The sequence below is a fragment of the Azospirillum oleiclasticum genome (genome assembly GCF_013423485.1).
GTDB lineage: Bacteria > Pseudomonadota > Alphaproteobacteria > Azospirillales > Azospirillaceae > Azospirillum > Azospirillum oleiclasticum.
Genome location: NZ_JABFFR010000017.1, coordinates 58,481 through 73,576, shown reverse-complemented (window position 1 = coordinate 73,576; position 15,096 = coordinate 58,481). Strand labels below are relative to the sequence as shown.

The window sequence follows — 15,096 nt, the reverse complement described above, 5'->3', positions numbered from 1 at the left end:
GCCGGTGCATCCTGTGTTCCGGACCATGCAGACGATGAGCAGCCCAGCAAAGAACCCGGCCCTGTACGAGCTCGACGCCGTGCGGTTTTCCGCCGGCGGCCGTGCGATCCTGTCCGGCCTGTCGCTCCGGCTGGAGCAGGGGCGCATCTATGGGCTGGTCGGCCCGAACGGGTCGGGCAAGAGCACGCTCATCCGCATGCTGGCCCGCCAGCAGCCGCCGAGCGGCGGCAGCATCCGCTGCCTGGGCGCCGGGATCGCGTCCATCGGCGACCGGGATTTCGCACGCTCCGTCGCCTACATGCCGCAGTTCACCCCGCCGGCCGAGGGCATGACGGTGCGTGAACTGGTGGCGCTGGGCCGCTTCCCCTGGCACGGCGCGCTCGGTCGCTTCGGTGCGCTGGACGCCGCCAAGGTGGCGGAGGCGATGGCGGACACCCGGCTCGACTCCTTCGCCGACCGGCTGGTGGACAGCCTGTCCGGTGGCGAGCGGCAGCGCGTCTGGCTGGCGATGATGTTGGCGCAGGACACGCGCTGCCTGTTGCTCGACGAGCCGACCTCGGCGCTCGACATCGCCAGCCAGGTCGAGATGCTGGGGTTGGTGCGCCGGCTCGGGCACGCCCGCGGGATCGGCGCCGTCATCGTGCTGCACGACATCAACATGGCCGCCCGCGTGTGCGACGAGATTCTGGCGATGCGCGGCGGCACGCTGATCGCGCAGGGAGCCCCCGCCGCCATCATGACCAGCGAGACGCTGGAGGCCATCTACCACGTCGCCATGGGCATCGTGCCGCACCCCGGCACGGGCGAGCCGATCGGCTACGTCCTGTGATGGGGCCGTTGACGGTAACGCGGCGCCATGCGCTGGCGCTCGCGGCGGGGTTGGTTTCGCTGTCCCGGCCGGCCCGCGCGGTGCCGCCGGTTCGGCCGCGCCGGATCGCCGCCATCGACTGGGCGGCGCTGGAAACCGTGCTGGCGCTGGGGGTGGTGCCCGTTGCCGCCACCGAACTGATCCAGTTCCGCAAGACGGTCGTCGAGCCCGCGGTGCCCGACCGGGTGATCGACATCGGCCTGCGCGGGACACCGAACTACGAGGCGCTGACCCTCGCGGAGCCCGACCTCATCCTCACCTCGAACTATTACGAGGTCCAAAGGCGCAACCTGGAACGTGTGGCGGAAACCCTGTCGCTGTCCGTCTACCAACCGGGCTTGCGGCCCTACCCGGTCGCCGAGGAGGTCACGCTGACGCTCGGGCGGCTGCTCGGTCGGGAGGCGGAGGCACGGGCTGTCGTCGCCGCGACCGGTGCGGGCATCGCACGGCTGCGCGACGGCCTGCGTGGTGTCGCCCGCCGGCCGGTCCTGGCGATCAACTTCGGAGACGCCCGCCATTTCCGTGCCTTCGGTGGCGACAGCATGTTCGGCGAGGTGCTGCGCCGGCTCGGCATCGAGAACGCGTGGGCGACGGAATCGAGCTACAGCGCGGCGGCGCCCCTCGGCATCGAGGCGCTGGCCCGTCTGCCCGATGCCGCGCTCATCGTCGTTCCGCCGATCCCGGTCGCCGTGACCCGCGCGCTCGCCGACAGCGCCCTGTGGCAGGCGCTGCCGACGGTGCGTGAGAAGCGGGTGAGCACGATCGGGCCGGTCAACCATTTCGGCGCGCTTCCGGCCGCCCTGCGCTTTGCCCGCCTCGTCTCCGCCGCCCTGCTCCGGCAGGAGGGGCGCCGGCATGGCTGAGCCTGTCCACATCAACCGGATGCCGACGAACCCGGCGCTCCTGTGGGGCGGTCTCGCGCTGGCCGCCGCCTGCCTGTCCGCCTTCCAGGTCACCGGGCATCTCGTCGCCGGTGTTTCCCCTCGACCCGGGACGGCTCCGCTCGACGGCATCATCCTGTACCACAGCGTGCTTCCGCGCATCGCGGTGGCGCTGGTCGGCGGGGCGGCCCTCGGGCTGTCGGGTCTGCTGCTGCAGCGCGTCCTGCGCAACCCGCTGGCCGAACCCTCGACGCTCGGCGTGTCCGCCGGTGCCCAGCTCGCCATGACCGTGGCGCTGATCCACGCCCCGGCGCTGATGGACCACGCGCGGGAGGGGGTGGCGCTGGCCGGCGGGCTGGCGGCGGTCGGCCTCATCCTTGCCCTCACGTGGCGGCGCGGGCTTGAGCCGGTCGCCGTGGTGTTGGCCGGCATGATGGTGGCGCTGACCGCCACCATGGCCAGCGCGGCGCTGATCCTCGCGAACGGCGAATACCTGTTCTCGATCTTCATCTGGGGTGGCGGGGCGATGGCGCAGCAGAGCTGGGAGCCGGCGCTGACCATCGCCGTAAGGCTGGTGGCGGGTATCGCCGCCGCCGTGCTGCTGTCACGGCCGCTGTCCATCCTCGGGCTCGACGACGCCAGCGCCCGCAGCCTCGGCGTCGCCCTGAACCTGACGCGCTTCGGCGTCATCGGCGTCGCGGTCTGGCTGGCGGCCAGCGTGACGGCGGAGGTCGGGGTGATCGGTTTCGTCGGTCTGGCCGCCCCGGCGCTGGCCCATCTCAGCGGCGCCCGCACCCAGGCGCACAAGCTGGTCGCGGCGCCGCTGATCGGCGCCGTGCTGCTGTGGCTGACCGACGGGCTCGTGCAACTGATGGCCGGGATCGATGGGGAGCGGGTGCCGACGGGCGCGGCCACCGCGCTGCTGGGCGGGCCGCTGCTGCTGTGGCTGCTTCCACGCCTGCGCATGTTCGAATGGCCGTCGCTCGACCGCCGCCCGTCACCGTCGCGCCGCAGCCGGCGGCCCGGCCGGCTGGTCGGCGCGTTCGCCCTGATCGCCGCCATCGCGGTGGCGCTGGCCCTGACCGTCGGTTACGGGCCGGAGGGTTGGACCCTATCGACCGGAAAACTCTTCTCCCGGCTTCTCGATTGGCGCGGTCCACGGGTGGCCGTGGCGGCGGCGGCCGGGGCGATGTTGGCGGCCGCCGGCATGGTGCTCCAGCGGGTCACCGCCAACCCGCTGGCCAGCCCGGAGATCCTGGGCGTGGGAACCGGGGCGGGGGTCGGACTGACCGCGGTCCTGTTCCTGACCGCGGGTTCCGGCATCGGGCTTCAGGTCGCCGGCTCGGCGGCCGGGGCGGTGGTCGTGCTCGGGGCCATGCTGGCCCTGTCGCTGCGCAGCGGCTTCGGGCCGGAGCGGCTGCTGCTGGCCGGCATCGCCATGGGCGCCCTGTGCAGCGCCGTGCTGACCGCCGTCATCGCCACCGGCACGCCGCAGGCCTTCGCCCTGCTGCGCTGGCTCAGCGGGTCGACCAATGACGCCACCCCGGCCGACGCCTGGTTCTGCGCCGTGACGGCAGCCGTGCTGCTGACGGCGCTGCCGCTGGCGTCCCGGTGGCTGGAGATCCTGCCGCTCGGCGACGTGACGGCGCGGTCGATCGGGCTGCCGGTTCGGCGCTGCCGGATCGCCCTGGTGCTGTATGCCGGCGTGCTCACGGCGGCGGCGGCGCTGTTCGTCGGACCGTTGAGCTTCGTCGGGCTGATCGCCCCCCACCTCGCCCGCCTTGCGGGGTTGGGCCGGGCGCGGACGCAGGGTGCGGGTGCCGTCCTGATCGGCATCGGTCTGATGGTGGTATCGGACTGGCTGGCGCGAACCGTATCCTTCCCCTATCAACTGCCGCTCGGACTGTTCGCAGCGCTCCTCGCCGGCCCCTATCTCATCTGGCTGCTCGGCCGTAACGGCCCGCGCTCCGGCCAGCCCTGAACCGTTTCCCGTTGCACCGGAAAGACGCATGCTCCGCCGCTTCTTCTCCTACTATCGGCCCTACAAGGGCCTGCTGGCCCTCGACATCGGCTGTGCCGTCCTCTCGGGCGTGCTGGAGCTGGGGTTCCCGATGGCGGTGCGCGCCTTCGTCGACCAGCTGTTGCCGACCCAGGACTGGCCGCTGATCGTGGCCGCCTCGGCCGCCCTGCTGGGGGTCTATCTGGCCAACGGCGCGCTGATGGCCATCGTGGTCTATTGGGGCCACAAGCTGGGCATCGGCATCGAGACCGAGATGCGGCGCAAGAGCTTCGACCATCTGCAGAAGCTGTCCTTCAGCTTCTATGACAACAACAAGACCGGCCATCTCGTCGGCCGTGTCACCAAGGACCTGGAGGAGATCGGCGAGGTTGCGCATCACGGTCCGGAGGACCTGCTGATCGCGGTCATGACGTTCGTCGGCGCCTTCGTCCTGATGCTGACCGTGCATGTGCCGCTGGCGCTGATGACCGCCGTGGTGGTCCCGGCGGTCGCCTGGCTGACCAGCCGCTACGGTGGGCGGATGACGCACAACTGGCAGGCACTCTACTCCCGTGTCGGCGATTTCAACGTCCGCATCGAGGAGAATGTCGGCGGCATGCGGGTGGTGCAGGCGTTCACCAACGAGGATCACGAGCGCCGGCTGTTCGCCGAGGACAACGACCGCTACCGCCGCACCAAGCTCGACGCCTACCGGATCATGGCGATGTCGACGACGCTCAGCTATCTGAGCATGCGGCTGATCCTGATCATCGTGATGCTGGCGGGCGCGCATTTCGTGCTGGTGGGCGACCTGACCCAGGGCGGCTTCTTCGCATTCCTGCTGCTGGTCAACGTCTTCTTCCGCCCGATCGAGAAGATCAACGCGGTGATCGAGACCTATCCCCGCGGCATCGCCGGCTTCCGGCGCTACAGCTCCCTGCTCGACACGCGGCCGGCGATCACCGACAGGCCCGGTGCGGTCCCGGCACCGGCGCTGAAGGGTGATATCCGCTTCGCGGGGGTGTCCTTCGGATACGACCCGGCGCGCCTGGTGCTCAAGGACATCGACCTTGCCATCAGGGCGGGCTCGACGGTCGCGCTCGTCGGGCCCTCGGGTGCGGGGAAGACGACGATCTGCTCGCTGCTGCCGCGGTTCTACGAGATTTCCGGCGGAGCCATCACCATCGACGGCATCGACATCCGCGACATGACGCTGGCTTCGCTGCGCCGGCAGATCGGGGTCGTCCAGCAGGACGTGTTCCTGTTCGGCGGCACGATCCGCGAGAACATCGCCTATGGACGGCTGGGCGCCTCCGACGCGGAGATCATGGATGCCGCGCGCCGCGCCCATCTCGACGGGTTGATCGCCTCCCTGCCGGACGGGCTCGACACCGTCATCGGCGAGCGCGGCGTGAAGCTGTCCGGCGGTCAGAAGCAGCGGCTGACCATCGCCCGCATGTTCCTGAAGAACCCGCCGATCCTGATCCTCGACGAAGCCACCTCGGCGCTCGACACGCAGACCGAGCGGGAAATCCAGAAATCGCTGATGGAGCTGGCGGAGGGGCGGACGACCCTGGTCATCGCCCACCGGCTGGCGACCATCCGCAACGCCGATGAGGTGTATGTCGTGGATGTGGCGGGCGGCCTCCGCCGCATCGCCTACGAGGACCTCATCGAGCGCGAAGCCAGCGGCATGGTCTGGAGAGGGGCCGAAGGATCGGTCGGAGAGGGCGGGGCAGGGCAAACCCGCCGCCTCGGGTGAAGCGCGCCGCCGCTGTCATCGCGTTCCTTTCACGGCGCTTGCGGCGGCTCGACACCCGGAATGTCCGCTTGTGACCGCTGCGGACGGGCTTCGGGAGTGTTTGCGGGTCGTCAGTCGATCCGGACCGGCTGTCCGGCGGCCAGCCCGGCCTCGTGGCTCGTGATGGCGCTCCGCATCGTCTGCGCGATCCGGGGCCGCCGGTCGAGGCACCGCGACACCGGTCCGGCGACGACCACCGACAGCCGGCGGTCGCCGATCCGCAGCGGGAAGGACACGCCGGCAAGGTCGGGGATGTACTCCGAGTGGCTCTGGTGGTACCCGCGCTCCTCTGCCAGCCGCAATTCGCTCTCGATCGCGTCCACGGTCATGGGCGTGGTCTCGGAATAACGCTCGAACGCGAGCTTGCGGTACAGAGCCTGACGCGCCTCGGGCGCGAGCTGCGCCAGGATGGCGCGCCCGGCCGAACTGGCGTGGGCCGGCACGCGGTCGCCGATCTGGGCGTGGTAGCGGACGGAATGGGTGGATTCCGCCACGTCCAGGAACATGGCGGAGACACCACTGAGCGCGGCGATGGCCGTCGTCTCGCCGGTCTCCGCCGCGATCTCCACCACCAGCCGGTGCGCCGCCTCTGGCAGCGGCTCGGCGTCGGTGATCGTCTGCACGAGCTTCAGCCAGCGTGGCGTCGGGTAGTAGCCGGCGCGCGGGCGCGGCTCGTAGAGGTAGCCCTTCTCCACGATGGTACCGATGAGGTTGAAGGTGCTCGACCGTGGCCAACCGAGATCGTCGGCGATCTCGGCCAGCGTGGCCGGCCGTCGGCGCTGCGAGAAATACTCCAGCAGCTCCAACACGTTTGCCGCCTGTCTTACGCTCATGTGTCGCATCGCCCGGTCTGTGGCACGCCACATCTCTAGCCGAGCCAAGGGCGCCGGCGCAAGTCGCTTGCCGGAAAAATTCCTTTACGGGAATTTCAGATTCACGTACAAGAATTTCAGCCGCACCAACAGTGCGGCCGACGCAACGGCGATCCGCCGGAACGAACAAGGATACCGGGAGGAAACACACATGCCGTCATCTCGGCGCGGAGCCTCGCTGGCTCTGGCATTTTCCGTAGCCCTGGGTTTCGGCTCCGCAGCGCTGGCCCAGGTGCCCGTCAAGGTCGGCGTGCTTGCCGACATGTCGGGCATATTCTCCGACATCGGCGGCAAGGGCTCGCTGGAAGCGACGCTGATGGCCGTCGAGGACTTCAAGCGTCTGCCGGGTGCCGACGCGCTGGCCATCGAGGTCGTCTCCGCCGATGCCCAGAACAAGCCGGACATCGCCAGCAACGTGGTGCGGACATGGTTCGATTCCGAGGGCGTGGACGTCCTGGTCGACCTGCCGACCAGCGCCATCTCGCTGGCGGTCGCTTCCCTCGTGAAGGACAAGAACAAGGTCGCGCTGTTCACCGCTTCCGGCACATCGGAATTGACCGGAAAGTCGTGCACCCCCAATTCCGTGCATTGGACCTACGACACCTGGGCGCTCGCCCACGGGACGGCGGATGCCATCGCCAAGGCGGGTGGGAAGCGGTGGTTCTTCCTGACGGCCGATTTCGCACTCGGCCACTCGCTGGAGCGTGACGCGGCTCCCGTAATCGCCGCGAACGGTGGCAAGATCGTCGGCAGCGTCCGCCATTCCACCGACACCAAGGACTTCTCCTCCTACCTGCTTCAGGCCCAGTCGTCGGGGGCCCAGATCATCGCGCTCGCCAACGCGGGCGGCGACACCATCACGGCGATCAAGCAGGCGGCGGAGTTCGGCATCACCGCGGGTGGCCAGAAACTGGCCGGCATGCTGTTGTTCATCTCCGACATCCACTCCCTCGGCCTGGCGACGGCGCAAGGCCTGCAGCTCACCACCGGGTTCTACTGGGACGTCAACGATCAGACGCGCGCCTTCGGAAAGCGCTTCGCTGCGCGCAACAGCGGTCGTTATCCCAGCATGAACCAGGCCGGCGCCTACTCCGCGGTGCTCACCTATCTCAAGGCGGTGGCGAAGGTCGGTTCGGCCAAGGACGGCGCCGCGGTGGTGAGGGCCATCCGTGACATGGGGCCGTTCGAGGATCCTCTGTTCGGGCGGACCCAGTTGCGTGAGGACGGGCGCGTCATCCACCCCATGATGCTGGTGCAGGTCAAGGCGCCGTCGGAATCGAAGGGCCCCTTCGACTATTACAAGGTTCTGGCGACCATCCCGGCCGACCAGGCGTTCCGCCCATTGGCCGACGGCAACTGCCCGCTCGTGAAGTAGACGGCCAACCTCCACCCCGACATGACCGGTCACCGGCGCGCGGCTTGGGCCGCGCGCGACGGGATCACCATGTTCCGAACCAAGAGGGGACCATGCGTTCCACAATCGAAGCCACGGCCTCCCTGACCGACGGATCCACCCTCCGCCACGAGCGCCTGTTCATCGGCGGGGCCTGGGTGGAGCCGGAGGACGGCGGCCTGATGGAGAGCATCGACCCGTCGCAGGGACGGCCCTGGGCCGTCGTCGCCTATGGCGGATCGCGTGACGTCGCAAAGGCCGTGGACGCGGCGCGGTCCGCCCTGGAGGGGCCCTGGGGCCGCATGCCGGGCCACGAACGCGCCGCGCTGATGCGGCGCTTCGCCGACCTCTACCGCGAACGCGCCCGAGCGCTCGCCGTGCTGGAGACGCGCGATTCCGGGCGGGCGCTGCGGGAATCGCTGGCCGACGTCTCCGGCCATGCCACCGCCTACCACTGGTGGGCGTCGCTGGCCGACAAGCACGCCGGCCGCACGATCCCCATCGACGACAGCGTGCACGCCTTCACCACCCGCGTGCCGGTCGGGGTGGTCGGGGCCATCACGCCATGGAACGTGCCGCTGATGGCCGCATCCTGGAAGCTGGGCCCGGCGTTGGCCGCCGGCTGCACCGTGGTGCTGAAGCCCGCCGAGCACACCCCGGTCGCTTCGCTGGAACTGGGGAGGCTGTTCGAGGAGGCGGGATTCCCGCCGGGCGTGGTCAACGTGGTTCCGGGCTTCGGCAAGGACGGTGCCGGTGAGCATCTGGTCGCGCACCCCGGTGTCGACAAGATCGCCTTCACCGGCGAGGGCGCGACCGCCCAGGCGATCCTGCGCGCCGGCGGCGACACCATGAAGCGGTTCACCTTCGAGCTGGGCGGGAAATCCCCGCACATCATCTTCGCCGATGCCGATCTGGAGCAGGCGCTGAACGCCGCGACCAACTCCGCCTGGACGCTGTGCGGGCAGAGCTGCGCGCTGGGATCGCGCGTGCTGGTGCAGCGCCCGGTCTACGACCGGGTGGTGGAGGAGTTCGTGCGGCGGGCGGGTCGGGTGCGGGTCGGGCCTCCGCTCGACGAGGCCACCCACATGGGGCCGCAGGCGCACGGGGAGCAGCTCGCCAAGACCCTGTCCTACATCGACATCGGGCGTGCCGAGGGGGCCGAGCTGGTGGCCGGCGGCCATCGCCTGACCGGTCCGGAGCACGCCGCGGGGTATTTCGTCGAGCCCACCGTCTTCGCCAACGTCTCGAACGGCATGCGCATCGCCCGGGAGGAGATCTTCGGCCCGGTGGCGGCCCTGATCCCGTTCGACGACGAGGAGGAGGCGGTGGCGCTCGCCAACGACAGCAGCTACGGCCTCACCGCCGGGCTGTGGACCGGCGATGTCGGGCGCGCCCACCGGGTCGCGGCGCGCATCCGCGCCGGCATGGTCTGGGTGAACACCTACCGCTTCATCCGCTGGTCCACCCCCTATGGCGGATTCAAAGGGAGCGGCTGGGGCCGCGAGAACGGGGTCGAGGCGCTCGATTCCTACCTGGAGACACGGACGACGGTGATCAGCACCACCGGGCGCTTCCCCGACGCCTACGCACGCTGACCGTCTCACGAAAGGAATGCGAAACATGCGGTTGTCCAACAAGCTCGCCGTGGTGACGGCGGCCGCCTCCGGCATGGGTCGGGCCGGCGTGGAGTTGTTCCTGCGCGAGGGCGCCAGGGTGGCGGCGGTGGACGTCAACGCCGACGGCCTCGCCGACCTCGCCGCCGCCATGGAGGCCAAGGGATACGCCCTCGAAACGATCCGCGCCGATCTCTCCCGGCCGGAGGAGATGCGCGGGTCGATCAACGAGGCCGCCGCACGGCTCGGCGGAATCGATGTGCTGTGGGCGCACGCCGGCACGCCCGGCCCGGGGGGCGTGGAGAATCTCGACCTCGCGGCCTACGAGCACGCCATCGCGCTGAACGTCACCTCCGCCACGCTGGCCGCCGGCGAGGTGATCGGCCATATGCGCCGCCGCGGTGGCGGGTCGGTGGTGTTCACCGCCTCGGTCTCCGGCCTCGTCGGCTCGATGTTCAGCCCGGTCTATTCGGCCGCCAAGTTCGCCGTCGTCGGTCTGACCAAGTCGCTGGCCCAGCGCTTCGCGCCCGACAACGTGCGCGTCAACGTGGTGTGTCCGGGGCTGGCGGACACGCCGATGAAGCTGGGCTTCACCGGCCGCTCCGGCGACCCCGCCGAGGCGGCCGCGAACCAGGAGAGGATGCTGGCCGCCGTACCCATGGGCCGGCTGTGCAAGGCGGAGGAGGTGGCCCACGCGGTGCTCTGGCTCGCCTCCGACGACGCCTCCTTCGTGACCGGGGTGGCGCTGCCGGTGGACGGCGGCTTCACCGCCCGCTGATCGGGGGAACGGCGGTGCCCGGACCCCTGAACGGCGTCACGGTGATCGACCTCAGCACCGTGATCGCCGGCCCCTACGCGAGTCGGATCCTGGCCGATTTCGGGGCGCGGGTGATCAAGGTGGAGCCACCCGGCGGCGACATCATGCGCTATCCGGGGCCGGCGCGGTCGCACGGGATGGGCGCGGCCTTCCTCACCTGCAACCAGGGCAAGGAAGGCCGCGTGCTCGATCTGAAGGACCCAGGCCAGCGGGCCCGGCTGCTGGACATGGTGGGCGGGGCGGACGTGCTGCTGCACAACATGCGGGCCGCCGCGATCGGGCGCCTCGGCCTCGGCTACGAGCAGCTCCGAGCCGTCAACCCGCGGCTCATCCACTGCGCCATCGTCGGCTACGGGCAGGACGGTCCCTACTGCGACCGGCCCGCCTACGACGATGTGATCCAGGCGGAGGCCGGGTGGGCCGACCTGCACGCGCGCACCGGCGGGGAGCCGCGCTACGCCCCGACCATCGTCGCCGACAAGACGACCGGGCTGTACGCGGCCGCCGCCATCAACGCCGCCCTGCTGGCCCGCACGTCTTCCGGCGTCGGACAATCCATCGAGGTCCCGATGTTCGAGGTCATGGCGTCCTTCCTGGCGGTGGAGCATCTGGCAGGCCGGGCCTTCCGGCCCGCCCTTGGTCCCACGGGCTACGACCGGGTGCTATCGCCGCACCGCCGGCCTTACCGCACCAGCGACGGGCACATCTGCGTGATGCCCTACAGCGGGGCGCAGTGGCGGGCCTTCTTCACGGCGGCCGGCCGCGACGACTGGGCGTCGGAGCCGGCGCTTGCCTCCGACACCGCGCGCGCCGGGATGATCGGCCGGCTCTACCAGAGGCTTGCTGACTGCCTCGCGGTGCACGGCACCGGCCATTGGCTATCGCTGCTGCGCGGACTCGACATACCCTGCGCGCCCGTCAACACGCTCGACGAGCTGCTCGGCGACGAGCACATCGTCGCGGTCGGGCTGTTCCAGCCGCTCGACCACCCGACCGAAGGCGAATTGCTGGGGGTCCGCTCGCCGGTGCGCTTCTCCGCAACGCCCTGCGAGTCCACCAGTCCCGCCCCGCGGCTGTGGAGCGGATCGGACGACGCCGCCGGGTCGTTATCCTGAGGGGGGCGGCCGGCGGCGTCGGGTCCGGTCCGTCCCCCTGCGCATCACTCCTCCGCCACGAAATGGCCGGGGCCGGCGGCGCGCAGCCGGACCGGGGGCGGGGTGTAGCCTTGCGGGTGGATGGGGCTGGGAATGTCGCCCACCGCCAGGCTGCGCCCGCGCCGGCCGCGGGCGGCCGGATCGGCCACCGGCACCGCGGAGAGCAGCCGCTGCGTGTAGGAATGGCGCGGGTTGGCCAGCACCTCCCGGCGCGGCCCGATCTCCACGATGCGGCCCAGATGCATCACCGCCACGCGGTGGCTCACACGCTCCACGACAGCCATGTCGTGCGAGATGAACAGGTAGGAGAGGCCGAGCCTTGATTGCAGATCCAGCATCAGATTGACGATCTGCGCCTGGATCGACACGTCGAGCGCCGAGACCGCCTCGTCCGCGATGATCAGGCGGGGGTGCAGGGCCAGCGCGCGGGCGATGCACAGCCGCTGCCGCTGCCCGCCCGAGAACTGGTGCGGGTAGCGCCGCATCTGGTCCGGCGACAGCCCGACCAGCCCGAACAGCTCCGCCACCCGGTCGCGGACGGTGGCGCGGCTCTCGGTGCGGTGTATGCGCATCGGCTCGCCGACCAGGTCACCGACCGTACGCCTGGGGTCCAGGCTCGCGTACGGGTCCTGGAAGACCATCTGCATTTCCCGGCGGTGCGGCTTCATCGCGCGGTGCGACAGGCCGGTGATGTCGGTGCCCAATAGCCGGATGGCGCCGTCGGTCGGCTCGGTCAGCCGCATGACGAGGTTGGCGACGGTCGATTTGCCCGACCCGCTCTCGCCCACCACGGCCAGCGTCTCCCCCGCGCTCAGCGTGAAGGACACGGACTCCACCGCGTGCACCTGCCCGCCGGCGGCCGGGAAGCGCTTGACCAGCCCGTCCACCTCCAGCACCGGCCGGTCGGACGGTGGGGCGGTCTCCGCCGGAGCCTCGGCACCCGGCAGCGGAAAGGGCTTGGGGTAGGGCGTGTCGGCAAGGCTGCCGAGCCGCGGCACGGCGTCGAGCAGCAGGCGCGTGTACTCCGCCTGCGGGGCCGCGAAGATGCGGCCGACCGGGCCCTCCTCCACGAACTCCGACCGGCACATGACGACGACGCGGTCGGCCGTCTCCGCCACCACGCCCATGTCGTGGGTGATCAGGATGATGGCCGTCCCGAACTCCTCCTGGAGCTGGCGCATCAGCTCCAGCGTCTGCGCCTGGATGGTGACGTCCAGAGCCGTGGTCGGCTCGTCGGCGATCAGGATGGATGGGCGGCAGGCGAGCGCCATGGCGATCATCACGCGCTGGCGCATGCCGCCGGACATCTCGTGCGGATAGGTGCGCAGCCGCCGCTCGGGGTCGGGGATGCGGACCTTGCGCAGCATTTCCAGCGCCGTCTCCATCGCCTCGTCCCAGGAAATCCCGCGGTGCAGGACGAGGGTCTCGGCGATCTGGTTGCCGACGGTGTAGACCGGGTTCAGGCTGGTCAGCGGCTCCTGGAAGATCATGGAGATGGCGTCGCCGCGGATGCCGCGCAGCACGCGTTCGGGCTGGCGGACGAGATCGACGACGCTGCCGTCCGGCCGCCGGAACAGGATCTCCCCCGCCTCGATCACCCCCTGGCTGCCGTATTCGATCAGCCGCAGGATGGCGAGCGCCGTCACCGACTTGCCGGAGCCGGACTCGCCGACGATCGCCAGCGTCTCCCCGCGGTCGAGATGGAAGCTCAGGTCCTTGACCGCCACCACCGAACCGAAGCGCACGGTAAGCCCGCGCACCTCGAGAAGCCGGTTCTCCGGCATCGACAGGGCGTCCATCAGCGTTCCCGGAGCTTGGGGTTGAAGGCGTCGTTGAGACCATCGCCGATCAGGCTGACGGCCAGCACGGTCAGGAAGATGGCGATGCCCGGCAGCGTCACCGGCCACCAGGCGTCCAGGATGTATTCGCGGCTGGCGCCGATCATGAAGCCCCAGCTCATGGTCGTCGGGTCGCCGAGGCCGAGGAAGCTCAGCCCCGCCTCGAACAGGATCGCCACGCCCGTGTTCATCGCCGCCATCACGATCAGCGGCGGCAGCGCGTTGGGAAGGATCACGCGCAGCATGATGCGGGCGTTGGACGCGCTGAGCGCGCGGGCGGCGCGCACGAACTCCTGCTGGTTCAGGCGCATGAACTCCGCCCGCGCCAGCCGCGCCACCCCGGTCCAGGACGCCAGGCCGATGGTGGCGGCGATGGTGGTCAGAGTCGGCTGGAATAGGGTGATCAGCACCATCGCCAGCAGCAGCGGCGGCAGCACCTGGAAGAACTCGGTCACCCGCATCAGCGTGGCGTCCACCCAGCCGCCGTAATAGCCGGCGAAGGCGCCGATCAGCACGCCGAGCACGATGGAGATGACGGCCGCGGAGGCGCCGACCGCCAGCGTCGCCGTCCCGCCATGCACGATGCCGGCCAGCACGTCGCGGCCGAGATAGTCGGTGCCCAGCACGTACTCCGTCTCCAACGGCGGCGTGAAGGGCGCCCACACCATGCCGAACGGATCGACGGGGTAGAGCAGGGGACCGACCAGCGTCATCAGGACGATGCCGACCATCAGCACCAGCCCGGCGACCGCGGCGCGGTTGCGCAGGAACATGCGCCACGCCTCGCCCATCGGGCTGCGCGCGGCGGGCGGGGCGCCGTACACGCCGGCGGCGGCCGGGGTCCGCTGTGGCACGGCGCTCATCGCGACCCCTTGCCCGCGATGCGCGGGTCGGCGAGACGGTAGAACAGGTCGGTCAACTGGTTCGCCACGATCACCACCAGGGCGGAGAAGAACAGGATGCCGAGGATGGTCGGCGCGTCGCGCCGCAGAATGCTCTCGAAGGCCAGCCGCCCCATGCCCGGCCAGCCGAACACCGTCTCCACCAGCACCGCGCCGGCGAACAGGTTGCTGAACTGCAGGCCGGCCATGGTGATGACCGGCAGGATCGCGTTGCGCAGCGCGTGCTTGAAGATGACCTTGCCCTCGCCCAGCCCCTTCGCCCGCGCCGTGCGGATGTAGTCGGAGCCGAGCACGTCCAGCATCGCCGCCCGGCTCAGCCGGCTGTACTGGGCGATGTAGACGATGGCGAGCGTGAAGGCCGGCAGGACGAGGTGGTGCGCCACGTCGATCAGGTAGGAGATCCCGGTCCGGTCGCCGATCCCGCTGTACATGCCGGTCACCGGGAACAGCGGCCAGACCGACGCGAACAGGATCAGCAGCAGGATGCCGGTCCAGAAGACCGGCGCCGAATAGCCGGCCAGCGACAGCACGGTCAGCGCGTGGCTGAACCAGCTCCGCGGCCAGCGGGCCGAGATCACGCCCAGCACCGTGCCGACCACCACCGCCAGCACCAGCGCGCTGAGGACGAGGATCAGCGTCGGCAGGATGCGCTGGCCGATCAGCGCCGTCACCGGACGGTCGAAGTAGAAGGAATAGCCGAGGTCGCCCGTCAGCACCCGCCCGAGATAGGCGAGGAGCTGCTCGTGCAGGGGAAGGTCCAGCCCGAAGCGGGTGCGGATTTCCGCCAGCACCTCGGGCGTGGCGCCGCCCATGTCCCCGGCGATCACCTGCGCCGGGTCGCCCGGCGCCAGATGGATCAGAAGGAAGTTGAACACCAGGACGGCGAGCAGCAGCCCCAGCACATGCGCCGTCCGGTACAGCACCGCGCGCGCGATCGACGTCATGGCCGGTTCTCCGC

At 70.4% G+C, this 15,096-nt stretch carries 12 protein-coding genes; 8 read left to right on the top strand and 4 right to left on the bottom strand.

Annotated features, from left to right (window positions below):
- Nucleotides 1–34 precede the first annotated feature (34 nt).
- From HL658_RS18640 to HL658_RS18625, 4 genes are read left to right on the top strand one after another with little or no spacing between them, the layout of a single operon-like run.
- The gene (locus tag HL658_RS18640; RefSeq protein ID WP_180286119.1) at nucleotides 35–829 is read left to right on the top strand and encodes an ABC transporter ATP-binding protein; all 795 of its coding nucleotides are present in this window, start codon (nucleotides 35–37) and stop codon (nucleotides 827–829) included.
- On the top strand, nucleotides 829–1,731 hold the full coding sequence (locus tag HL658_RS18635) for an ABC transporter substrate-binding protein (protein WP_180286118.1): 903 nt from the start codon (nucleotides 829–831) through the stop codon (nucleotides 1,729–1,731). The genes HL658_RS18640 and HL658_RS18635 overlap by 1 nt, the downstream gene beginning before the upstream one ends.
- Nucleotides 1,724–3,730, top strand: coding sequence for a Fe(3+)-hydroxamate ABC transporter permease FhuB (gene fhuB / locus HL658_RS18630; protein WP_246337699.1), 2,007 nt, complete (start codon nucleotides 1,724–1,726; stop codon nucleotides 3,728–3,730). The genes HL658_RS18635 and fhuB overlap by 8 nt, the downstream gene beginning before the upstream one ends.
- 28 nt (nucleotides 3,731–3,758) lie before the next feature.
- Nucleotides 3,759–5,510 (top strand): ABC transporter ATP-binding protein, encoded by a 1,752-nt coding sequence (locus HL658_RS18625; RefSeq protein ID WP_180286117.1) that lies wholly within the window; start codon nucleotides 3,759–3,761, stop codon nucleotides 5,508–5,510.
- 110 nt (nucleotides 5,511–5,620) lie between these two features.
- Here HL658_RS18625 and HL658_RS18620 read toward each other — a convergent pair whose 3' ends face one another.
- The gene (locus tag HL658_RS18620; protein WP_180286116.1) at nucleotides 5,621–6,382 is read right to left on the bottom strand and encodes an IclR family transcriptional regulator; all 762 of its coding nucleotides are present in this window, start codon (nucleotides 6,380–6,382) and stop codon (nucleotides 5,621–5,623) included.
- 19 nt (nucleotides 6,383–6,401) lie between these two features.
- Here HL658_RS18620 and HL658_RS18615 point away from each other — a divergent pair, with 19 nt between their 5' ends.
- The 4 genes from HL658_RS18615 (at nucleotide 6,402) to HL658_RS18600 (ending at nucleotide 11,359) form a co-directional block, all read left to right on the top strand.
- The gene (locus tag HL658_RS18615) at nucleotides 6,402–7,796 is read left to right on the top strand and encodes an ABC transporter substrate-binding protein (protein ID WP_343055206.1); all 1,395 of its coding nucleotides are present in this window, start codon (nucleotides 6,402–6,404) and stop codon (nucleotides 7,794–7,796) included.
- 92 nt (nucleotides 7,797–7,888) lie between these two features.
- Nucleotides 7,889–9,409: an aldehyde dehydrogenase gene (locus HL658_RS18610; protein ID WP_180286114.1), complete on the top strand. Its 1,521-nt coding sequence runs from the start codon at nucleotides 7,889–7,891 to the stop codon at nucleotides 9,407–9,409.
- Between the two features lie 25 nt (nucleotides 9,410–9,434).
- Complete coding sequence (locus tag HL658_RS18605) at nucleotides 9,435–10,205, top strand: SDR family NAD(P)-dependent oxidoreductase (RefSeq protein ID WP_180286113.1); 771 nt, start codon at nucleotides 9,435–9,437, stop codon at nucleotides 10,203–10,205.
- 14 nt (nucleotides 10,206–10,219) lie between these two features.
- Nucleotides 10,220–11,359, top strand: a complete 1,140-nt coding sequence (locus HL658_RS18600; protein WP_180286112.1) for a CoA transferase — start codon at nucleotides 10,220–10,222, stop codon at nucleotides 11,357–11,359.
- Between the two features lie 44 nt (nucleotides 11,360–11,403).
- Here HL658_RS18600 and HL658_RS18595 read toward each other — a convergent pair whose 3' ends face one another.
- Genes HL658_RS18595 through HL658_RS18585 form a run of 3 tightly spaced genes read right to left on the bottom strand, consistent with a single transcriptional unit; the run spans nucleotide 11,404 to nucleotide 15,082 of the window.
- Complete coding sequence (locus HL658_RS18595) at nucleotides 11,404–13,197, bottom strand: ABC transporter ATP-binding protein (protein WP_211109789.1); 1,794 nt, start codon at nucleotides 13,195–13,197, stop codon at nucleotides 11,404–11,406.
- Nucleotides 13,197–14,099 carry an ABC transporter permease gene (locus tag HL658_RS18590; protein ID WP_246337698.1) on the bottom strand — a complete coding sequence of 301 codons (903 nt, stop codon included), beginning with the start codon at nucleotides 14,097–14,099 and terminating at the stop codon, nucleotides 13,197–13,199. Before HL658_RS18590 ends, HL658_RS18595 begins: the two co-directional genes overlap by 1 nt.
- Nucleotides 14,096–15,082, bottom strand: coding sequence for an ABC transporter permease (locus tag HL658_RS18585; RefSeq protein WP_180286111.1), 987 nt, complete (start codon nucleotides 15,080–15,082; stop codon nucleotides 14,096–14,098). Before HL658_RS18585 ends, HL658_RS18590 begins: the two co-directional genes overlap by 4 nt.
- Nucleotides 15,083–15,096: the final 14 nt, after the last annotated feature.